This window comes from Bacillus sp. 1735sda2, assembly GCF_024159245.1.
Taxonomy (GTDB): domain Bacteria; phylum Bacillota; class Bacilli; order Bacillales; family Bacillaceae; genus Bacillus; species Bacillus pumilus_O.
The window spans coordinates 2,772,862-2,794,705 of sequence record NZ_JAMYWZ010000001.1; the positions used below are offsets into that span (position 1 = coordinate 2,772,862).

General features: G+C 41.8%; 20 protein-coding genes. 5 read left to right on the plus strand and 15 right to left on the minus strand.

The window, feature by feature from the left end:
* Positions 1-19: 19 nt before the first annotated feature.
* From icd to NKR21_RS14450, 3 genes are all read right to left on the minus strand, one after another.
* Positions 20-1,291: an NADP-dependent isocitrate dehydrogenase gene (icd, locus tag NKR21_RS14440; RefSeq protein ID WP_012010859.1), complete on the minus strand. Its 1,272-nt coding sequence runs from the start codon at positions 1,289-1,291 to the stop codon at positions 20-22.
* A gap of 147 nt (positions 1,292-1,438) precedes the next feature.
* Positions 1,439-2,557: a citrate synthase gene (gene citZ / locus NKR21_RS14445; RefSeq protein ID WP_008346063.1), complete on the minus strand. Its 1,119-nt coding sequence runs from the start codon at positions 2,555-2,557 to the stop codon at positions 1,439-1,441.
* A 376-nt stretch (positions 2,558-2,933) separates the two neighbouring features.
* Complete coding sequence (locus NKR21_RS14450) at positions 2,934-3,398, minus strand: DUF441 domain-containing protein (RefSeq protein ID WP_119125212.1); 465 nt, start codon at positions 3,396-3,398, stop codon at positions 2,934-2,936.
* A 100-nt stretch (positions 3,399-3,498) separates the two neighbouring features.
* Between NKR21_RS14450 and ytvI the strand changes: the two genes are divergently transcribed.
* Positions 3,499-4,617: a sporulation integral membrane protein YtvI gene (gene ytvI / locus NKR21_RS14455; protein ID WP_144455558.1), complete on the plus strand. Its 1,119-nt coding sequence runs from the start codon at positions 3,499-3,501 to the stop codon at positions 4,615-4,617.
* 25 nt (positions 4,618-4,642) lie between these two features.
* Here the strand turns inward: ytvI and NKR21_RS14460 are convergent, their stop codons facing one another.
* The 7 genes from NKR21_RS14460 to dnaE all read right to left on the minus strand — a co-directional run bounded on the left by NKR21_RS14460 (position 4,643) and on the right by dnaE (position 15,075).
* On the minus strand, positions 4,643-5,032 hold the full coding sequence (locus NKR21_RS14460; protein WP_012010863.1) for an FxsA family protein: 390 nt from the start codon (positions 5,030-5,032) through the stop codon (positions 4,643-4,645).
* 102 nt (positions 5,033-5,134) lie between these two features.
* Entirely contained in the window at positions 5,135-6,895 is a 1,761-nt protein-coding gene (pyk, locus tag NKR21_RS14465) for a pyruvate kinase (protein WP_119125214.1), read from the minus strand.
* A 27-nt stretch (positions 6,896-6,922) separates the two neighbouring features.
* Entirely contained in the window at positions 6,923-7,882 is a 960-nt protein-coding gene (gene pfkA / locus NKR21_RS14470) for a 6-phosphofructokinase (protein WP_119125715.1), read from the minus strand.
* Between the two features lie 341 nt (positions 7,883-8,223).
* Positions 8,224-9,201: an acetyl-CoA carboxylase carboxyl transferase subunit alpha gene (gene accA, locus NKR21_RS14475; RefSeq protein WP_144455556.1), complete on the minus strand. Its 978-nt coding sequence runs from the start codon at positions 9,199-9,201 to the stop codon at positions 8,224-8,226.
* Entirely contained in the window at positions 9,186-10,061 is an 876-nt protein-coding gene (accD, locus tag NKR21_RS14480; protein ID WP_012010866.1) for an acetyl-CoA carboxylase, carboxyltransferase subunit beta, read from the minus strand. The genes accA and accD overlap by 16 nt, the downstream gene beginning before the upstream one ends.
* 304 nt (positions 10,062-10,365) lie before the next feature.
* Complete coding sequence (gene ystJ, locus NKR21_RS14485; RefSeq protein ID WP_144455554.1) at positions 10,366-11,598, minus strand: NADP-dependent malic enzyme; 1,233 nt, start codon at positions 11,596-11,598, stop codon at positions 10,366-10,368.
* Between the two features lie 141 nt (positions 11,599-11,739).
* On the minus strand, positions 11,740-15,075 hold the full coding sequence (gene dnaE / locus NKR21_RS14490; protein WP_144455552.1) for a DNA polymerase III subunit alpha: 3,336 nt from the start codon (positions 15,073-15,075) through the stop codon (positions 11,740-11,742).
* Between the two features lie 137 nt (positions 15,076-15,212).
* Between dnaE and ytrH the strand changes: the two genes are divergently transcribed.
* From ytrH to NKR21_RS14505, 3 genes are all read left to right on the plus strand, one after another.
* Positions 15,213-15,554: a sporulation membrane protein YtrH gene (gene ytrH / locus NKR21_RS14495; RefSeq protein WP_012010868.1), complete on the plus strand. Its 342-nt coding sequence runs from the start codon at positions 15,213-15,215 to the stop codon at positions 15,552-15,554.
* The gene (gene ytrI / locus NKR21_RS14500) at positions 15,551-16,054 is read left to right on the plus strand and encodes a sporulation membrane protein YtrI (protein ID WP_012010869.1); all 504 of its coding nucleotides are present in this window, start codon (positions 15,551-15,553) and stop codon (positions 16,052-16,054) included. Before ytrH ends, ytrI begins: the two co-directional genes overlap by 4 nt.
* Before the next feature lie 109 nt (positions 16,055-16,163).
* Positions 16,164-16,349, plus strand: coding sequence for a YtzJ family protein (locus tag NKR21_RS14505; RefSeq protein ID WP_003216400.1), 186 nt, complete (start codon positions 16,164-16,166; stop codon positions 16,347-16,349).
* 50 nt (positions 16,350-16,399) lie between these two features.
* Here NKR21_RS14505 and NKR21_RS14510 read toward each other — a convergent pair whose 3' ends face one another.
* Complete coding sequence (locus NKR21_RS14510) at positions 16,400-17,341, minus strand: DHH family phosphoesterase (protein WP_119125217.1); 942 nt, start codon at positions 17,339-17,341, stop codon at positions 16,400-16,402.
* 147 nt (positions 17,342-17,488) lie between these two features.
* Between NKR21_RS14510 and NKR21_RS14515 the strand changes: the two genes are divergently transcribed.
* A complete protein-coding gene (locus NKR21_RS14515; protein WP_003216665.1) occupies positions 17,489-17,791 on the plus strand; it encodes a YtpI family protein in 303 nt (100 codons plus the stop codon).
* Between the two features lie 67 nt (positions 17,792-17,858).
* On the opposite strand, the gene NKR21_RS14520 is transcribed toward NKR21_RS14515, so the two are convergent.
* The 4 genes from NKR21_RS14520 to NKR21_RS14535 all read right to left on the minus strand — a co-directional run bounded on the left by NKR21_RS14520 (position 17,859) and on the right by NKR21_RS14535 (position 21,842).
* Complete coding sequence (locus NKR21_RS14520; protein ID WP_012010872.1) at positions 17,859-19,181, minus strand: CBS domain-containing protein; 1,323 nt, start codon at positions 19,179-19,181, stop codon at positions 17,859-17,861.
* Between the two features lie 146 nt (positions 19,182-19,327).
* Positions 19,328-20,011: a metal-dependent hydrolase gene (locus NKR21_RS14525; RefSeq protein ID WP_012010873.1), complete on the minus strand. Its 684-nt coding sequence runs from the start codon at positions 20,009-20,011 to the stop codon at positions 19,328-19,330.
* 66 nt (positions 20,012-20,077) lie between these two features.
* Positions 20,078-20,833 carry an SDR family oxidoreductase gene (locus tag NKR21_RS14530; protein WP_012010874.1) on the minus strand — a complete coding sequence of 252 codons (756 nt, stop codon included), beginning with the start codon at positions 20,831-20,833 and terminating at the stop codon, positions 20,078-20,080.
* A 106-nt stretch (positions 20,834-20,939) separates the two neighbouring features.
* Positions 20,940-21,842: a phosphotransferase gene (locus tag NKR21_RS14535; protein WP_144455550.1), complete on the minus strand. Its 903-nt coding sequence runs from the start codon at positions 21,840-21,842 to the stop codon at positions 20,940-20,942.
* Positions 21,843-21,844 lie beyond the last annotated feature (2 nt).

Below are 21,844 nucleotides of genomic sequence, written 5' to 3' on the forward strand. Positions count from 1 at the left end.
TAACTTTAAAGTTTAAGAATCAAGACAAGTTTTTGATGAGCTCGTCAGCAAACTCAGAACATTTCACTTCTGTTGCGCCATCCATTAATCTAGCAAAATCGTAAGTAACGACTTTTGATGCAATTGTATTTTCAACAGATTGAATCACTAGATCAGCTGCTTCCTGCCATCCAAGGTGCTCAAGTAAAAGCACGCCTGATAGAAGAACAGAAGATGGGTTCACTTTATCAAGACCAGCATATTTAGGTGCTGTTCCGTGAGTCGCTTCAAAAATAGCGTGTCCTGTTTCGTAGTTGATGTTCGCACCTGGTGCGATACCAATTCCACCAACTTGTGCTGCAAGAGCATCAGAGATGTAATCTCCGTTTAAGTTCATTGTTGCCACAACATCGAACTCAGCCGGACGAGTTAGGATTTGTTGAAGGAAAATATCTGCAATGCTGTCTTTGACAATAATTTTGCCAGCAGCTTCTGCTTCACTTTGCGCTTTGTTTGCCGCATCTTTTCCATCTTGTTCTACAATACGATCATATTGTGCCCATGTAAAGACCTTGTCGCCAAACTCTTTTTCAGCCACTTCGTAGCCCCAGTTTTTGAAGGCTCCTTCTGTAAATTTCATGATGTTTCCTTTGTGAACAAGCGTCACAGACTTACGGCCTTGGTCAATTGCATATTGGATAGCCGCTCTAACAAGGCGAGAAGTTCCTTCTTCAGAAACTGGCTTGATTCCGATACCTGATGTTTCTGGGAAACGGATTTTGTTTACACCTAATTCGTTTTTCAAGAAGTCAATTAACTTCTTCACTTCGTCTGATCCTTTTGCATACTCGATACCAGCATAGATATCTTCTGTATTCTCACGGAAGATGACCATATCTGTGTCTTCTGGACGTTTCACAGGAGACGGTACGCCTTTGAACCAGCGAACTGGACGTAAGCATGTGAATAGATCAAGCTCTTGTCTAAGTGCCACGTTTAATGAACGGATTCCTCCGCCGATTGGTGTTGTCAGTGGTCCTTTGATAGCGATTAAGTATTCACGAATGTCTTCTAGTGTTTGCTCAGGAAGCCATTCACCAGTTTTATTGTAAGCTTTCTCACCGGCATATACTTCTTTCCAAGTGATTTGCTTTTCACCTTTATATGCTTTTTCTACAGCTGCTTCAAGTACCCTTGATGCTGCTTTCCAAATGTCAGGACCGATTCCGTCCCCTTCGATAAACGGGATAATTGGATTATTTGGTACATTCAATACGCCGCCAGTAACTGTAATTTTTTCGCCTTGTGACAATGATATTACCTCCCAGGTTATGTAGTGAATATTTGAAACTTCTTAGCTTGATGTCTGCAAGCGAAGAAGTTTTTCACGTGTTTCGTTTTTGTTGATATAGAGGCTGATTGGCCTTCCCGAGATCAGCCCCTGCTTATTCTATAAACATTAGTCTCTTTCACTGATCGGAACAAACGTTTGAAGATCAGGTCCAATGTAGTCAGCTCTTGGACGGATAAGACGGTTGTTGTCATACTGCTCTAAAATGTGAGCAATCCATCCAGAGAATCGGCTGATCACGAAAATTGGTGTGAACAAGTCATGATCAATCCCAAGACTGTGATATACAGATGCAGAATAAAAATCAACATTTGGTGGAAGATTTTTCTCTGATGTCACGATTTCCTCTGCGCGAACAGACATTTCATACCATTTCGGCTCGCCAGTCAGGTTTGTTAAACGCTGACTCATTTCTTTTAGATGCTTTGCACGCGGATCACCTTGGCGATATACGCGGTGGCCAAAGCCCATAATTTTTTCTTTCTTCTCTAGCTTACCATGAATATAGGAATCTACGTTTTCAACTTCGCCAATTTCTGAAAGCATCTTCATCACGCCTTCGTTGGCTCCGCCATGAAGTGGTCCTTTTAGCGCACCGATAGCCGCTGTTACACCAGAGTAGATATCTGATAGTGTAGCAACACATACACGTGCTGTAAATGTCGATGCGTTTAATTCATGATCCGCATGTAGAATGAGTGCCTTATCAATTGCCTCAATTTCTACTGGTGAAGGCTCTTCGCCATTTAGCATATATAAGAAGTTTGCAGCATAGCTGTATTCTTCTTTTGGCTGTACAGGCTCAAGTCCCTTACGAATACGTGAAAATGCAGCGACTAGTCCAGAAATTTTCGCCTGTAAGCGAATGGCTTTTCTGTAATTCGCTTCTTTGTCCATAATCTCTGATTCGTCATCAAGTAATCCTAGTAAGGATACCGCTGTACGAATCGCAGACATTGGATGAACCCCATCCAGCGAATACGATTTAAAGTGCTCAATGATTTCTTGCGGAATGTGAGCATTTTCGTTGAGCTGCTGTTTTAACTCGCTCAGCTCTTGCTCATTCGGCAGCTTTAAGTGCCATAACAGGTAGACAATTTCTTCGAAAGTAGCTTTTTCAGTTAAATCATCGATATTGTACCCTACGTAAGTAAGAGTATCATCAATAATTGAGCTTACGGATGAAGTTGTTGCCACAATACCTTCAAGACCTCTTGTTGCTGTCATGTTCAATCTCCCCTTTTTAAAAAGATTCCCCTTCGTTGCAGAATTCTCGCTTTTTGAAAGCGCTATCCAATCCGAATAAGACGGCAGGTTCAGAAAAGAAAATGCTTACATTTACCTATACGGTTAGAGCGCTTTTAGCCTCATATCTCTTGTGTGATCAATGAGTTCAAAATTAAGCCTATTCCCATTATAAACAATAATCAGACATTTGTTAAATGTTTAACTATAATTTTTTTTGATATTTTTTTTTCCAGTCTTCCATATCAGGCATGGAATAAAGGGATTTTGCTTCTTTTATTATATTTAATTATGTTTTTTTGCAAAAGCTCACGCAAGAAAAAAATAAAAAAAGAAAGTGGTATGAACCACTCTCTTTTCAACCGCTGAAAAATTTCACAGCCTGCATCGCCAAATAAGCAATTCCTGCTCCGATCAGCGGACCGACAGCTACACCTTTGAATAAGCTGACTGCTAAAATCGTCCCGAACACAAGCGCTGTCGTGATATGCGGATCATTCTCGAGTAGCACAATACCGTTTTTTGCAATTAATGCTACTAATATACCCGCTCCAAGTGCAATCCAAGCATAAGAAGATTTCACTGCTTCTCCAAGCTGTTTAAATCCAATGTCTCCTGTTGCAATAGGGACAAGTACAGCAATAGTAATAACGGTGACCCCCCAATTGATGCCTTTCGATTGAAGAACCGGGAAAACCTTTTGATCCAAACCAATCAGCTTAATCCCAATAAGCACAGAAACCGCTAAGATTAATGAATTGTTTTTTGCAATAAGTGCAATAACGAGTAAAAGAACCAAAAATAAATTTGCTTGAGTAAACATACGCCGCCCCTTCCTTTCTTTTTATTGCGACCTTTTCATATTACTAATCTTTTTGAATAAAATGAAGTATCGGACATGCTTGTTTTTTGGAGGGGATTGTGTGAATCACACCTATATGGCCATTTTTCTACGAAGTTTGATGATGATCAGCATTGCTGTATTTGCGGTTGTCTTTTTATATCAGTCTTTTCCTTTTTTATATCCTTTTTGGATTGCACTTATTGTCTCCTGCCTCATTCACCCTGTCGTATGCAAAATAGAAGAGATCACCGGAATGCCGAGAGGATTCGTTGTAGTCATTGTACTACTGCTCTTTTTAGTAGTAGCCGCCGGTTTCATCACACTCTTAGTAGCAGAAATCATCTCAGGAAGTGCTTATTTAGCAAAAGTTCTACCTGGTCACCTTGATCAAATCATTGGGATTGTCGAACGTTTTTTTACAGATAAGATCCTGCCTTTGTACCATGATGTAACCGCCCAATTTAATACGCTGCAAGCAGGGCAAAAGGAATCAATTTTGGGACAAATCCAAGCGCTGGGCGATGAAGCTGCTGCAAAAATAGGGACTTTTCTTTCAAAAACTCTCGAGCTTATCCCGGCTTTTTTAGGTCTTTTGCCTGATGCAGCCGCAACCCTTTTGTTTTCTGCACTGGCGACTTTTTTTATCACAAAAGATTGGTTTACATTAAAAAAATATGGTTCTCGTATCTTTCCCGCAAAATGGATGCAGCATACACGAGCCATTTTATCTGAAATCAAAAAAGCCATTACCGGTTTTATGAAGGCGCAGCTTTTGCTTGTTGCCATGACCATTGGCCTTGTCATCATCGGACTGATGATCTTAAAAGTCGAGCACGCCCTTGTCATTGCTTTATGTATTGGGTTTGTCGATTTACTTCCTTATATCGGGAGCGGCACTGTTTTTCTGCCATGGATCATTTACTCCGTCATGACAGGCAACCTTTCACTCGCCATTGGGCTCGGCATTTTATACATTGTCGTGCTCATTCAAAGACAAATTTCAGAGCCAAAAGTCTTAAGCAAATCCATTGGACTTAATCCTTTAGCTACGCTCGTGGCGCTATTTGTCGGGTTAAAATGGTTCGGTTTCCTTGGACTCGTCATTGGCCCTGCCTCCCTTGTCGTGTGGCAAGCATTTCGTAATGCAGGTGTTTTCAGCGATATCTATCAGTACATTCGGTACGGCATGCAAAAGTAAAAGAGACCTTTAGTTCAAGGTCTCTTTAGCGAATAATTGTATAGCGATTGCGATTAGACATGTTTCTAAGCCAGCGTTCAAAAAGCGGCTTGATTTGCTTTCTCGTCATCGGAATGAGCAGCAGCGCACCGATGATATCCGATAAGAAGCCGGGGATGAGCAGTAGCAGACCACCGATTAGAATGCAAAAACCATCAACTATCGTTACCCCTGGCATTTTGCCATATTGTAAATCTCTTTGCACTTTTTGAAAAGCTTCAATTCCTTGCTTTCTTGCAAAGTAAGCGCCTAATGCACTCGTGAGTACGATCAACAGCATCGTTGGCAAAATGCCAATGATTTTACTTGATATTAAAAATAAACTGATTTCCACTGCAGGGAACAGAATCAATAATAGTAGCAAATATTTTTTCAAGCCATATCACCTCATGGGGTATCTTTCATCGAAAACTGTTTTACTTTTTTAGTGTAACATAAAAAAAGAGAGGAGTCAGACAACTCCCCTCGTGTGTATCATTTATAGGACGCTTGCACGGCCTTTGTAGATCGCTCCGCGTGCCGGATCTACTGTAATTTCTTCGCCTTCTTTTAGGAGTGTTGTAGCTCCATCAAGACCTACAATCACTGGAATGCCAAGGCTGAGTCCAACGACTGCTGCATGGCTTGTTAAGCCGCCTTCTTCTGTGATCAAGGCAGATGCTTTCTCTAAAGCACTCATCATATCACGATCTGTACAGTTTGCGACAAGAATCGCCCCATCGTACATTTTTTCTTCTGCTTCTTTTCCGCTTTGTGCAATGACAACCGGTCCAAATGCAGATTTACGGCCAATTCCTTGACCTTTCGCAATGATGTCACCGACAACATACACTTTCATTAAGTTTGTTGTACCTGTTTCACCAACTGGCACACCAGCTGTAATAACGATTAAATCGCCATGTCTCACGTAGCCTGTTTCAATCGATTTCTCGACTGCATTCTCAAGCATTTCATCCGTAGACGTCGTTTTTGATCCACTCTTCGCAAATACACCGAATACAAGAGATAGCTTCCTTGCAACTGATTCGTTTGCTGTGACTGCTACGATTGGTGCTTTTGGTCTATATTTTGAAATCATTCTCGCTGTATGACCGCTTTCCGTAGGTGTCACAATCGCTGCAACGTCAAGCTTCATCGCTGTATGTGCAACAGATTGACCAATGGCATCAGTAATGCTGACATCTACTTCTTCGCTTCTGCGAGAAAGAATGGCTTTATAGTTGAGTGCATCTTCTGAACGTGATGCAATGTTATGCATTGTTTGTACAGCTTCCACTGGATACGTTCCTGCTGCTGTTTCACCAGAAAGCATAATCGCATCTGTGCCATCAAAAATAGCATTTGCCACGTCACTTGCTTCCGCACGAGTTGGACGAGGATTACGCTGCATGCTATCAAGCATTTGGGTTGCTGTGATGACAGGTTTGCCCAAGCGATTGCATTTTTTGATGAGCATTTTTTGAACAAGCGGTACTTCTTCTGCTGGGATCTCTACACCAAGATCTCCACGCGCAACCATCAAACCGTCTGATACCTCAAGGATTTCATCAATGTTATCAACACCCTCTTGGTTTTCAATCTTAGGGATGATTTGAATGTCAGCCGCATTATTCTTTTCAAGAAGCTCACGAATTTCAAGAACATCAGAAGCTCGTCTCACAAAAGAAGCTGCGATGAAATCAACGCCTTGTTCAATTCCGAACAGAATATCATTGGCATCTTTTTCTGTAATACCTGGCAAGTTCACACTTACACCTGGTACGTTTACACCTTTTTTGTTTTTGAGCGTGCCAGTATTCATGACCTTTGTGACGATTTCTTTCTGATCCATGTTCAGTTCTTTCACTTCTAAACCAATGAGACCATCATCTAAAAGGATTGTTGAACCCACTTCTACATCATGGATCAAATCTTCATATGTCACACTAATTTTTTCCGTATTTCCAACAATGTCTTCCATACTTACGATGAGATCTGCACCAGCGACTAGCTCAATTGAGCCGTTTTCAACTGTACGTGTACGGATCTCTGGACCTTTTGTATCAAGAAGGATCGCAATGTCCTTGCCTAATGTTTTCCCTGCTTTACGAATGTTTTCGATGCGTGCACCATGCTCTTCAAAATCTCCATGAGAGAAGTTTAGTCTGGCTACATTCATTCCTGCTTCAATCAATTCAGTCAGCTTTTCAATGGTTTCACTTGCTGGACCGATTGTACAAACGATTTTTGTCTTTCTCATTACTGTTCCTCCTAAGGTCTTCTCGATTTATATAGAGAGCTCTTGTGAAAGTCGGTACATATTTTGATCGACTGTATGTTTTTTATCTAAGATATCTAAAATATCGTGGTGAACGAGTTCGTTGCTTAAAATACCTACACAGCGTCCGCCTTTTCCTTCAAGAAGAAGTTCTACTGCGTATGCTCCTAAACGGCTTGCGAGTACTCGGTCAAACGCACTTGGAGAACCTCCGCGCTGAATATGTCCTAAAACAGATACACGGGTTTCAAGGCTTGTCTCCTCTTCAATCCGCTTACCAAATTCAACACCGCTGCCTACGCCTTCTGCGACGATGATGATACTGTGCTTCTTGCCGCGCTCGTGCCCTCTTCTTAATCTCGCAATAATTTCATCCATGTCATAGTCTGCTTCAGGAATCAAAATCGATTCGGCTCCGCCTGCAAGACCTGACCAAAGAGCAATATCACCAGCATGTCTTCCCATTACTTCCACTACGTATGTACGTTCATGAGATGTGGCTGTATCACGAATTTTATCAATGGCGTCAATGACTGTATTCAGTGCTGTATCAAAGCCAATAGTGAAATCAGTACCTGGGATATCGTTGTCGATTGTACCTGGGACACCTACACATGGAAAACCGAGCTCCGTTAATTTCTTCGCTCCCATGAATGAACCGTCTCCGCCGATCACAACAAGTCCTTCAATACCGAATTTTTTTAAGTTCTCAATGCCTTTTTCACGACCTTCAACTGTCTTGAATTCAGGGCATCTTGCCGTGTAAAGTTTTGTTCCTCCACGATGAATGATATCGCCAACTGAACCTATTTCAAGTTTCTCAATTTTACCGTTAATTAGACCTGAATATCCATTATAAATACCGTAAACTTCAACATTATGGTAAATTGCTTTCCTTACAACTGCGCGCACAGCTGCATTCATTCCTGGGGAATCCCCACCGCTCGTTAAAACTCCTATACGCTTCATCTTTTTCACCTCAGAGACCATATATGAATTAAACATACCATTTCCACTGCTTGAAAACAATCATGAGCAAAACAGGATGTTTTCAATTTGTATTTCTAAAACCGTCCTTATTATACAATTAAATAAACCGTTTTTAAACAAAAGTTAAGAAAGTCATGAAAGCAATTCTTTCAAAAACGAGGAGGGTCCATTCCTCAAAAGCCCACCGCATCAAGGTTTTCAGACGTTTTAAACTTTATGAAAACAAAAGAAAATTATTTTCAAATAGCGCTTACATGAGGACGGTTTTCATGAAAAAAGATGAAAAAAATAAACGCCAGCCAAAAAGGCTGTACGTTTATTTAGTTTACCCCAATATATTGATTTTCAACCGATACTTTCCCGATTGCTTTGTATTTTTGATATCTTTGTTCGACTAGTTCTTCAGGTGTTAGTTTGAGCAAAGATGTAAGTGACTGTTTTAATGTTGTTTCAATGTAGGCTGCTTGTTGTTTCACGTCTCGATGTGCTCCACCTTGCACTTCTTTAATAACATCATCTATAATATCTAATTCTTTTAGGTCTGGAGCCGTAATCTTCATTGATTCTGCAGCTTTTTTCGCAAGTGATGAGTCCTTCCAGAGCAGTGCTGCTGCACCTTCAGGTGAAATCACTGAATACGTTGAATTCTCTAGCATGTATAGGTGGTTTCCTACGCCTAAGCCTAGTGCGCCGCCACTTCCGCCTTCTCCAATGACAATACAGACAACCGGTACACGAAGTCCTGCCATTTCGAATAGGTTTTTCGCAATTGCTTCACTTTGCCCACGTTCTTCAGCTGCTTTACCAGGATAAGCTCCTTTTGTATCAATAAAGCAAATGATCGGACGATTAAATTTATCTGCTTGTTTCATCAAGCGCAGCGCTTTACGGTAGCCTTCTGGATGAGGCATTCCGAAATTACGGCGCAAGTTTTCTTTTGTATCTTTACCGCGCTGATGGCCAATCACTGTAACAGGAAGCCCTTTAAACGTGGCAATTCCTCCAACGATCGCTTCATCATCGCCATAAAAACGGTCACCGTGACACTCGAATAAGTTGTCAAACAGCTCTTGAATGTAATCGAGAGTTGTTGGGCGCATCGCATGACGAGCAATCTGTACTCTGTCCCACGGCTTTAAATTTGTATAAATGTCTGCTTCAAGTTTGCTCAGACGTGTTTCAAGACGCTCAATTTCTGCACTTAAATCCATTTCTGAGTTTTGTGTGAACTTTTTTAGTTCATCAATTTTCGCTCGAAGTTCAATGACAGGTTTTTCAAATTCTAGTTCTCCAGCCACTCTCGTTCACCTCCTGTGCTGTGTAATGCTAAGATTCGGCCTAATGTTTCTTTCATCTCTGCACGATGAATGACAGCATCCAGCTGTCCATGCTTCAGCAAAAATTCAGCCGTTTGGAAGTCCTCTGGCAGGTCTTCACGAATTGTTTGTTCAATGATTCTACGACCTGCAAACCCAATTAAAGCACCAGGTTCTGCAAAGTTGTAATCACCAAGAGACGCGAAACTAGCTGATACTCCGCCAGTTGTTGGGTTCGTCATCACAGAGATAATCAAACCTTGGTCCTCACTGAACAGTTTTAATGCTGAACTTGTTTTTGCCATCTGCATAAGACTGAGAATTCCCTCTTGCATTCTCGCTCCGCCTGATGCAGTAAAGATGATAAATGGCACCTTGTCCGCTTTTGCTTTCTCAATCGCAAGTGTGATCTTTTCACCAACAACTGAGCCCATGCTACCCATACGGAATGTGGCATCCATGACAGCAATCACAGCACGCTTGCCTTCAATTTCACCTTGACCTGTGACAATGGCTTCATTCAAAGACGTTTTTTCTCTGTCTTTCTCAAGCTTTTCTTCGTAGCCTGGGAATCCGAGCGGGTTTTCTGAGATCAGGTGCCCGTTAAATTCTTCAAATGTGCCTTCGTCAACAAGGCTGTCAATACGCTGTTTTGCATTCATTTGCAAATGCCGGCCGCAATTCATGCAAACACGTAAATTTTTATCTAGTTCTTTGGTGAGCATTATTTTTTTACATTGCGGACATTTGGTCATGATGCCTTCAGGCACATCTTGACTTGCCTGTTCAGAGGGTACAGATGCATATTTTTTCTTTTTACTGAAAATATTTTTAATTGACAAATGACTACCTCCCTTTTTGAAGGGTTTTTTCTTTACACGCACATCCACTATTATAGGACATGTCATAACTGTACCGAAACTATTGTACTTTTTTTGTCAAACGCTGTCATCCTTCATTCAATTTTTTCAGTGGGGAATTGATGAGAAATGAGTATGTGTTTGGGGCGCTGAGCAGTTGATATATGTGAATTGTGAACGTCTACAAAAAAATATCATGTCGGATGAAAAAATTTTCGCGTATGAGAGGAAATGGTGCACGTCTTTCCTCCAATTTCAGAAAGAACGTGCACACTTTTCCAATTGATTATTCGCCGATAATCGTTAATTTTCTTGTTTTTTCAGCGACTTCTTCTGGGTCGACTTTGATTCTTGCAACGCCAGTTTCCATTGCTGCTTTTGCTACTGCTTTTGCTACCGCTGGTGCTACACGTGCATCAAATGGTTCTGGGATGACGTATTCAGCTGACAATTTATCATCTGAAACAAGCGAAGCAATTGCTTCTACGGCTGCAATCTTCATTTCTTCGTTAATGTGAGTTGCACGTACATCTAATGCTCCGCGGAAAATGCCTGGGAATGCAAGTACGTTGTTTACTTGGTTCGGGAAGTCAGAACGGCCAGTTCCTACAACACTTGCGCCTGCTGCATGTGCATCTTCTGGCATAATCTCTGGATTAGGATTCGCCATTGCGAAGATGACAGGATCTTTTGCCATTTTGCCAACCATTTCTTTTGTTAGAGCGCCAGCTACTGAAACTCCAATGAAGACGTCAGCGCCTTCAATCACTTCTTCTAATGAACCTTCTTTACGGTCTTGGTTCGTAAATTTAGCTACTTCATTTTTCACTGCATTCATACCGTTCGGGCGGCCTTCGTAAATTGCGCCTTTTGTATCACACATGATGATATCACGTACACCGAAATGATATAGAAGCTTGATAATTGCAATTCCCGCGGCTCCAGCGCCGTTTGCTACCACTTTGATAGAGGACATTGATTTTCCAGACAGTTTCAGCGCATTTACAAGTCCTGCTACTGTCACAATCGCTGTTCCGTGCTGATCATCGTGGAACACTGGAATGTTTGTCTCTTTTTTCAAGCGCTCTTCAATAATGAAGCAGTTTGGAGCTGCAATATCTTCAAGGTTGACACCGCCAAACGTTGGCTCAAGAAGCTTGACTGTTTCAACGATTTTGTCAACATCGTTTGTCGCAAGCGCAATTGGGAAGGCATCAACGCCAGCGAAGCTTTTGAATAATACAGCTTTTCCTTCCATTACTGGAAGAGATGCTTCTGCACCAATATTTCCAAGCCCTAAAACAGCGCTTCCGTCTGTGACAACAGCGACCATATTGCCTTTCATTGTATAATCATACACTTTGCTTGTGTCGTCATAAATATCTTTACATGGTTCTGCAACACCAGGTGAGTAAGCCAAGCTCAAGTCTTTCGCATTTTTCACTTGTACTTTTGATTTTGATTCAAGTTTGCCTTGATTCTCTTTGTGCATATTTAATGCTTCTTCTCTTAATGACATGTGATGAACACTCCTTCAAGTGGAAAATGATTTAATGAATTGCTAAGTTGATAAGCACATACTGGCAGTTTTAAATACACAGAATCTTTAAAATGATAACACAATAGATGAATTTGTAAAACATATTCAGGCGATTTGTCATCATTTAATCACAACGTTTTGTTCACCGAGCAGCTCTTTTAATTGGAAAATGACAGCATGATCTGCATGAACTTTGTATGCATCTGGAAGTCTCACTGTCTTTTTTTGCTTCTCATAGTACAAATAGACATCTGCTTCTCCGCTGTGCATCGAGATCACCCGTTTTACTTGCTCTAGCAGCTCCTGCGTATGATTTTCTTCTTTCACCCGAATGTAGACAGACTCTTTTCTTTGTGTACCCATCTCTTCAAGCAGAACGGCTTCTTGCACGATGATCTGGCTGCTGTCATTTCTGACATCTATTCTGCCTTCAACATAAAGCATGGCGCCCTCCTCAAGTAAGGGGGACAGCTTTCTAAATTGCTCTGGAAAGACGACGCCCTCCATTTCTCCCGTTTCATCCCCAAATGTCACAAATGCCATCGACTGTCCATTTTTTGTTCGAATCGATTTCACTTTTGTCAAAAGACCACCCATTGAGACCTTTCGCTTTATATAGGAAGAAAGTCTGATGATCTCCACTGCACCATTCTCTCTTAAGCGATCTCGGTACGCTTGTACAGGATGATTTGATAAATATAGTCCAAGTGCTTCTTTTTCAAATTGCAAGAGATCGACAAGCGGCAATTCTTCTATCTCCGCATATTTTGGCTTAATGGAGAAGGTTGTATCCCCCAGAAAGTCGAGCTGATCATCTGGATTTAAAAATGACACATGATCTAATGCAATATCTATTGATGCCAATAACGAAGCTCGATTTGGATAAAGCTCATCCATCGCCCCTGAAAAAATGAGCGCTTCAATCGTTTTTCGGTTGACACTCTTAGCTGATACTCTTGCGCAAAAATCAAATAAATCTTCAAACGGCTTTTCTTGTCTTGCTCTGTATATATCCTTTACAGCTGACACTCCGACATTTTTGATCGCTCTTAAGCTGTAGCGGATCTCCCCTTTTTCAACCGTAAATGGAAATTCACTCTTATTAATAGAAGGCTTCAACACAGATATCCCTTTTTCCTTTGCCTCATAGAAATATTGAGCGACTTTGTCTTCATTTCCAATCACACTCGTTAAAAGTCCGCACATAAAATATAACGGATAATGCGCTTTTAAATAAGCAAGCTGAAAGCCAATCATGCTATATGCAACAGCATGGCTTCTATTAAAACCATAGTTTGCAAATTTGACGATTAAGTCATAAACGTCATTTGCAATGTTAACAGGATACTCCTTTTTTAGGCATCCTTCAACAAAATGGCTCCGCTCTTCATCAAGAACCTTTTTATCCTTCTTTGAAACTGCTCTTCTTAATAGATCTGCCTCGCCAAGCTGAAAGCCTGCCATCTTCGCTGCAATGAGCATGATTTGCTCCTGATAGACAATGACCCCATATGTGTCTTTTAAAATGTCATACAAATCAGGATGCGGGTAAGAGACCTTGACTCTGCCGTGCTTTCGGTCGATAAAAAGCGGGATATTCTCCATTGGACCTGGACGATAGAGGGCATTGACTGCCACGATGTCTTCTAAACTAGAGGGCTTTAAGCGTCTCAGCACCTGACGCATTCCTTGTGATTCAAGCTGGAAAATTCCTGTTGTATCTCCTGCTGATAACAATTCAAATGTTTTCTGGTCTTCATATGAAATGTCACTAAAGTTAATGTGGACGTTTTCCTGTCTTTCAATCTGGTTTTTAATGGATTCAATTAAGGTTAAGTTTCTAAGTCCTAAGAAATCCATCTTTAAAAGCCCGAGATCTTCTAAATAATTCATCGCATACTGCGTTAAATACACACCATCATGGCCGTCTTGTATGGGAACGACCTCTGTCAGCGGCTCTTCGCTCAGCACAACGCCGGCTGCATGTGTTGATGTATGTCTTGGCAAGCCTTCTACCTTTAAAGCAGTTTGAAAGACTTGCCTGAGTTCTTCGGACTGCTGGAGCATTGTTTTTAATTCAGGAGATGCAGTCAACGCTTCTTTCAGCGTCGTTCCTGGCTTTGATGGAATCAGCTTTGCAAGCCGGTCCGCTGCTTTTGAATCAATCCCCATCACACGTCCGACATCCCTTAAAGCTGCTTTTGCTGCAAGGGTTCCAAACGTGACAATTTGCGCCACATGCATGTCTCCGTATTTGTCTTTTACATAAGAAATGATTTCATCTCTTCTCGTATCGGGGAAATCAATATCAATATCAGGCATACTGATTCGCTCAGGATTTAAGAAACGCTCAAATAACAAGCCGTGACGGAGCGGATCAACATCCGTAATAAACAGTACATAGGCAACAAGTGAGCCTGCAGCCGATCCCCGGCCCGGCCCTGTGACAATGCCTTGGTCATGGGCATACTTCATAAAATCCCACACGATGAGAAAATAATCACTGAAATTCATTTTTTGGATAATGCTTAGTTCGTACTCAAGTCTTTTCACATACGCGTCATTTGAAGCAATCTTTCTTTGCTTCATCCCTTCCGCACATACTTTTCGTAAAAACTGATCTGCTGTGGATTGATCAGGGGCCGGGTAGGATGGGAGTTTTGTCTGCCCAAGATTCAGATCGACTTCACAGCGGTCTGCGATCTCCACTGTTCTTGTCAGTAGCTCCGTATCCTGCGTATACCATTCCTTCATTTCTTCATAGGTTCTGAAATGCTTTTCTGCTCGGTCTTCCTCAACCTCTGGCAGCTGCTGCCCTGCTTTAATCGCCTTTAAACACGTATAGGCGGTTTTGTCTTCTCGCTTGATGTAGTGAACATCTCCTGTCGCAACAAGAGGAATGTCTGCACTTTTTGAAATATCCCTCAGTTTAGCGACAAGCGATTCGTCTTGCTGAAATGGTTGAAGTGCGATGTACACATGCCCCTCACCGAAAATATGTTTCAATTGTTTCGCCGCATGATGCGCTTCTTCTATCTGATCATGCTGAAGCAGCGTTTCAATGTACCCAGAAACACCTGGCGTGATGGCAATGAGCCCGCGGTGATAGCTTTTCAACCATTTCTCTTTCAGTCCGGCTTTTGATTTTGATTTCAGCACACTGCTGATTTTGATCAAGTTTTGATAGCCTTCATTGTTTTTGGCAAGGAGTACCAAGGGATAAGCCTCTGTCTCTTGTTCATCTATGAAGACAGAAGCTGTTAAACCGATGACCGGCTTGATGTCATGTTTTTTACATTCCTTATAAAATTCAACCGTTCCATACATCACATGGTCATCGGTAAGAGCGAGCGCCTTGTAGCCAAGCTCTTTTGCTTTCAGCACGAGCTCCTTTACTTTTGCTGCACTGCTTAATAAGCTGTATCCACTGTGGACCTGAAGATGAACATAAGACATGCTTAATCCACTCCTTTCGTCTAAAGTCATTCTTTCATTATAAAACGCGATGCGATGAGAAACAAATGTTCTTTCTTTTCTGTCCGTTCATACTTGTCCTGCACACGCCATATATTGAATTGAGTGAGGTGGACAAAATGGATGTGAAGGAAGCTTTTATTCCAAATTTTATTAGCTGTTATTTTATTGCACTTGGGGTCATTTTGGGGGGTGCCATTATAGGCGGTGTTGGTGCTTATTTGGCTGGTCAGCCGCCTTTATCCATTATTACGAGTCTTGCCAATCGTTTAAAGATTTGGGCGCTTGTCGCAGCTATCGGCGGAACGTTTGATGCTGTTTATAGCTTTGAAAGAGGCATTTTTGAAGGGAACACGCGTGATATTTTCAAGCAGATTTTATTAATTGTCTCTGCCATGGGCGGTGCGCAAACGGGTTATCTCATTATCACGTGGCTCACCCAGGAGCATGTGTCATCATGAGGGTGCCGGAGCTTTACAAACGTCCAGGCTGGCAGCGTTTTTTTGCGGGGATGATGTTTGGCGCGATTGTGAGCTGGCTCATTTTCCTTTTTACATACGGAACCTTTCAGGAAAAGCAGGTGACATTGCTGAGAAGTCAGCAGCACCATATGAACAGTCTGAAAGAACAAATCACACTCTATCGGGAAGATTTGCATAAGTTAAATGAGGATAATAAAAAGCGCCTGCTGATCCAAAGCGTAGATGTCCATCTCGTCAATCGTGAGCAATATAAAATCCCTGAGCCAGATACGCTAAAATTTGAAGATCAGGTCAAGGAGGATATCTCAGAGGTTATTACAAAGGACATTGAAAGTGTCTATAAAACAAAGGAATTATTAAAACGCACGGTCGAAAACAAAGAATATACCATTCGGGAAAAGGCATACCGCGCCAAAGTGACAGAACTGACGATTTATACGAAGCTTTCACTTGAAGTGCGCATTTCATTTGCTGAATAAATGATCATGTGGAATTTTTATGAATTTCTGCCCTCAATGATCGCTTTTCCCCCTTAATTTTTATACACTAAAAGTAGAACGAGATCTCAAACAGAAAGAGGTGAGGACAATGGAGGTTTATAGCTATCGTCAAATGGCAAGAGACAAAGCAAGCCGGATCAAAGACGGCATGTGTGCTTATGCTGAGACAGAAATGATGGCTCATTTAATTAAAAAAGAATTAAAGCATCAAAATCTCCAAGCCTATGAAGATTCAACTGACATCGGCTGCTGGTTTATCCCTGTATGCAAGTAACCCTTTTCTCTATGACCAAAAAAGAGAGAGGGGACTTGAATCCCCCTCTCTCATGATGATGATTTACATACTTCTTCTAAATCACGCAAAATCTCATCTGCCACGGCCCAATCATAAATAGACGCACCAGCTGCAAGCGGGTGGCCGCCGCCATGATATTTTTTCGCAATCGTATTAATGACAACGCCTTTCGAGCGGAATCTCACACGAATCTGATCATTTTCTTCCACAAAAAAGACCCATGCCTTAATCCCTGCAATATTTCCAAGTGTCCCAACAAGCTGTGAGGCTTGCTGCGCTGTCGTTTGGAACGATTCCAATATATCCTGTTTAATGAAAACAGAAGCGACCCCATTCTCTGACAAAGAAATATGTTGAAAAATATAGCCATTTAATTTCACGACATTCAGATCCGTCTCATACAATTGATTGAAAAGGTCTGAAGATGAGAATGGATATTCAATCAGTTCTCCAGCATATTTGAGCGTCTTTTTCGTCGTGTTTGGGAAAAGGAAGCGGCCTGTGTCTCCTACAATGCCGGCATAAATGAGTTCAGCCGCCTTTGTATTCAGCTGATATCCTTCTTCTTTCCCCTCTAAATATAATTCATAAATCATTTCGCTCACAGAGCTTGCCTCTGTATCCACCCAAAGCAAATCACCATACGGATCTTCATTTGGATGATGGTCAATTTTCATCAGCTTATCGCCCATTGAATAGCGCTGATCATCAATTCTTGCTTGATTGGCTGTATCGCAGACAATGACAAGTGCCCCTTTGTACAGGTCATCCGGCACTTCATCAAGTTCATACAAAAATGAAAGGGTTGGCTCCGGTGTTCCCGTCGCATAAATATTTTTTTCTGGATAGGTGGCACGCAAGATTTCCGTAAGGCCGCACTGTGATCCATACGCATCAGGATCTGGTCTTACATGTCTATGAATGATGATGGTGTCATATAATGATATGGTTCTAATCAGTTCTTTTTTCATAAAAACTCCTTCTTATCCGATACTCTTTTTATTATTAAATCATAATCTATCCTGACGGAAAAGTGAGGAATAGACAATTTATTCTAGTAAGCAAGCCTATTTACGTTTAAAATAGGGTTGTAACCACTTACAATGGAGGCTTGGCACATGCTTGTTTTGATTGTGTTTATTATTTGTTCTGCCATGTTTTATTTATACTACAAAGCAAAAAATGTCCGTACGAACCGCCCAGTCGAGAAGAAATTTTGGTCGGCGAAATCCAGTATGGCACTTGGCTGCTTTGTCCTGCTCTTCGGTGTGAATCAATTATTTCTAAACCGCTCGTCACTCGCATTTGTCATTGGATTTATTTTTGTTGCTGTTGGTATCGGCAGTACGTGGGCTGGATATAAAGCCTACAAGCATTACCTTCCGCTCTTTTTAAAGGAAGGCGAAAAAGATCACGCATAATAAGAGAGAAGGGCTAAAATGATGTTTATTTTAGCCCTTTGTCTTTTTCATCATCATCCTGATACGATTATCCTCTCTCCATGAGCTGCACCATCAGCATGGCTTTACCGACGATATTCGATTGATGATAAACTTCCACTTCTAGCTTTCCAAACTTGCGGCCTACTTCTAAAATATTTGGCTTGATCTGTATCGTGGATTCCATTTGAACCGGTTTTAAGAAGTAGACAGAGAGACTTTCGACAATCAGCTCCCCTTTTTTATGAGACTTTAAGAAGCGGTTGGCGGATTCAATTAAAATTTGCGTGAACACGCCATATGAAATGTTTCCGAGCTGGTTTGTCATTTGTGGTGTGACCTCATATTGATACACGGCATCTGCCTTTGGCTTTTCTGTATCAGTCTCTTTAAACCCTCTTGAGACAACATCATCCAGTTTTTCTCCGACCTGTGGCTGCTTTTGAATCATTTGGAGCGCCTTCAGTACGTCCTGACGGCTGATCATGCCAATCAGTTTCGCATAATCGTCTACAACTGGCAGCACCTCAATACCTTCCCATACCATCATTTGAGCAGCAGAAGCAACAGAGGTTTTGCCAATGACTGTCAGCGGGTTTTTCGTCATGACCTTTTCAATCGGCGCGGAGCGGTCATGCCCTGCGATATCCTTTGAGGTGAGAATGCCGTGAATCTTCATTTGGTCGTCTGCGACCGGAAAGCGGCCGTGGCCAGTTTCATAGTTCTTTTCATACCATTTTTCAAGCTTATCATCTGGTGATAAATACACCGTTCGTTCTATCGGCGTTAAAATATCTTCCACAAGCACGATCTCTTTTTTTATGAGTTGATCATAAATGGCCCGGTTAATGAGTGCTGCTACGGTAAATGTATCGTAGCTTGTCGATAAGATCGGCAGCTCAAGCTTATCTGCGAGCTGAATGATTTCATCATCTGTTGAGAAACCGCCTGTAACCAGTACAGCTGCCCCTGCCTCTAATGCTTGTCTGTGGGCATTGATTCGGTTTCCGACAATTAGCAGGTTGCCAGCTGCCGTATAGCGCATCATCGCATCAAGCTCCATCGCTCCGATGACAAATTTGTTTAATGTTTTATGTAAGCCCGCTCGTCCTCCAAGCACCTGTCCGTCAATGACATTGACCACTTCTGCATATGTCAGTTTTTCAATATTTTCTTTTTTCTTCTGTTCAATTCGAATGGTACCAACTCGTTCAATGGTACTGACAAATCCTTTATTTTCGGCATCCTTGATGGCCCGGTAAGCGGTCCCTTCACTCACTTTCATTTCTTTCGCAATACGCCGGACAGAAATTTTCTCTCCGACATCTAATGAATCAATATACGATAAAATTTGTTCATGCTTTGTCGCCAATCCCGTTCACCCTTTTTGTTTTCAGCGTTTTCATCTAACTTTCATTATAAGGGCAGGAGGCTTTTAATAGCAATTTGTCTTTTTTCAGCACGATACATGTAAATAAAAAAAACCGGCAATTGAGTGCCGGCTTTTTGCGATGTTGATTAAATCTCGATCGATTGTCCGCTGTTTAACACATGTCCGACGCCGCCATGCAGGCTGTCTGCAAATGCATGTGGGTCCTGCTCAATCGGCGGGAATGTGCTGTAGTGAACTGGCACGACTTGCTTCGCCCGAAGCCATTCGGCTGCGATTCTTGCATCGTCCGGTCCCATCGTGAAGTTATCACCGATCGGAAGGAATGCAAGCTCAATATGATTCAGCTCCCCGATCAGCTTCATATCTGAAAAGAGTGCAGTGTCTCCGGCATGATAAATCGTTTTGCCCTCTGCAGTAAATAAAATACCTGATGGCATGCCTGTATACGTAATCGTTTTGGCATCTTCATCAATGATAGCAGAACCATGGAACGCTTGAGTGAGCTTCACTTTACCAAATTCAAATTCCCGTCCGCCACCAATCGAAAGCGGGTGCGTTTTCACCCCTTGCCACCCTAAATAAGTGGCAAGCTCGAATGGCGCAATAACGAGTGCGTCATTATTTTTGGCGATTTCAATGGTGTCACCGATGTGATCTCCATGCCCATGCGTGAGCAAAATGACATCCGCTTTAACATCTTGCGGTTTGATATCTGTGTGCTTATTTCCATTTAAAAATGGATCAATCCAAATATGGTATCCGTTTGTTTCAATGTGTACGACTGAATGTCCGTGATATGTAGCTTTCATGTGAGTATATCCACCTTTCGAATTTGATCTCATTTCATCTATTCCCTGTATAAAAAACTGAAAAACTTAATGTCTGTGAATGACGTTAAGACCACCTGTTGCTTCAATAACAGTTCCTGTAATCAGGTCAGAGCGGTCATCGCATAAAAAGGAAATGATGCGACCGATATCTTCTCCAGTACCAGACCTGCCAATCGGCGTTTCATCATCTTTCATCTGGCGTGCTTCTTCTATTGTCGATTCTTTCATGTCACCAACGATTTTGCCTGGACAAACCATATTGGCCGTGATGCCGTTTTCTGCTTCTTCAATCGCAATGGTTTTCGTCAGTGACGCGAGCCCCACTTTTGCTGCTCCGAAGGCTGATCTGTGCATCCATCCCGGCGCATGGTCTGCACCTTGGAAGCCATATGTGACAATTCGGCCGAAGCCTTGCTTTCTCATCATCGGGATGACCATTCTGAACAAATGGAACACAGCAGATAGGTTGCCTTCCATCATTTGATACCATTCTTCCTCGGAATAATCCGCTAGCTTTTTTCGTTCAAAAATATAAGGTCCGGCATTGTTAATCAAAGCATCGATCCGTCCAAATCGCTCGGTTGCCAGCGCGACCATGTTCTTTAAATCTTCTTTGTTTGTCACGTCACCTTGGACAAATTGAAGCTTTTCTTCATATTCCTGCAATTCTTCTTTCATCTGCCGCACAGCTTCATCATCACTTCGATAATTGACTGTCACAGAATACCCCATATTCAGTAAAGACTCGGTGACTTTCCTGCCAAGTCCTTTAGAACCCGCTGTTATTAATGCGTGTCGCACACAATCTCCTCCTAAAGCAAAGGTTGCAAGTTCATGTGTTTCGTTTGTTATCTTTACTTTACTATAAACCAGCATCTGGCGCACTTATGAACCCTTTCTGCTATTTCTATTTAGAATGAAAAAATGTAGGATGATTCATCCACTTTTGGATATCCCACGAGCCATGAATATCTAGAAGCAGCGAAACAAATCGATAGCATTCTCTCACCTCATGAAGCTGGCGAGGAAGCGGGCAAATCTCTTCATAGCCTAACTGAACATCGTGTGCAGTTTCTTTCGTCAAAAGGTATTCCAATGCAATAAAATCAAACGCAGCTGGTCCAAACACAACATATTCCGTATCAACTAGACTCGTCACTTGATCATCTTTTTCAATATATTGCGATGGATCTAAATCAATTAAAATGAGACTGGCTGAATCAGGAGGACTGAGGTGATTTAGCTTTTGCTGGACCATTTCTCCATAACGCTGAAATTCAGGCTGGTCTGCATAATAGCGGCTTAAAAGTTTAGAGACAGCCGTTTTTAAAAGTGGATGGTATTCTCTCAAATGTCTCGTTTCTGCCCCGTATACTGCACCGAAAGAGTTTGTTCGATATGAATGAAGAAGCGCTAGTTTCCTCCCGTAATCTTGATAGAAGTGTGATGAACGCCGCTCAAAAGATGTTAAAGGGGTTCCTTCTACTTTTTCCATGACATCATCATGTTTCCCTGCCTTCTTCACTTTACGAACGACTTTCGGGATATGAAAGGAATTCGGTAGAGCCAGCTTTTCATTGATTTGATCGAGATGTTCTTGTCCTGTATGGGCATTTACTCCATAGATCTTGTTGATCCCATATACAAATTCACTTTCTGCTCTTGTCATTTTAGGAGATTTCACCACATATTCCGTTTTGTCTTGTAAGGAGATCAGCCACACATCATTCGCCCGTCCCTCGTACTGTTCTCCTAACGTTTCAACTGATACGATGGGCTGATCAAACAAAGCCTGAAGTGTTTTCTTCATAG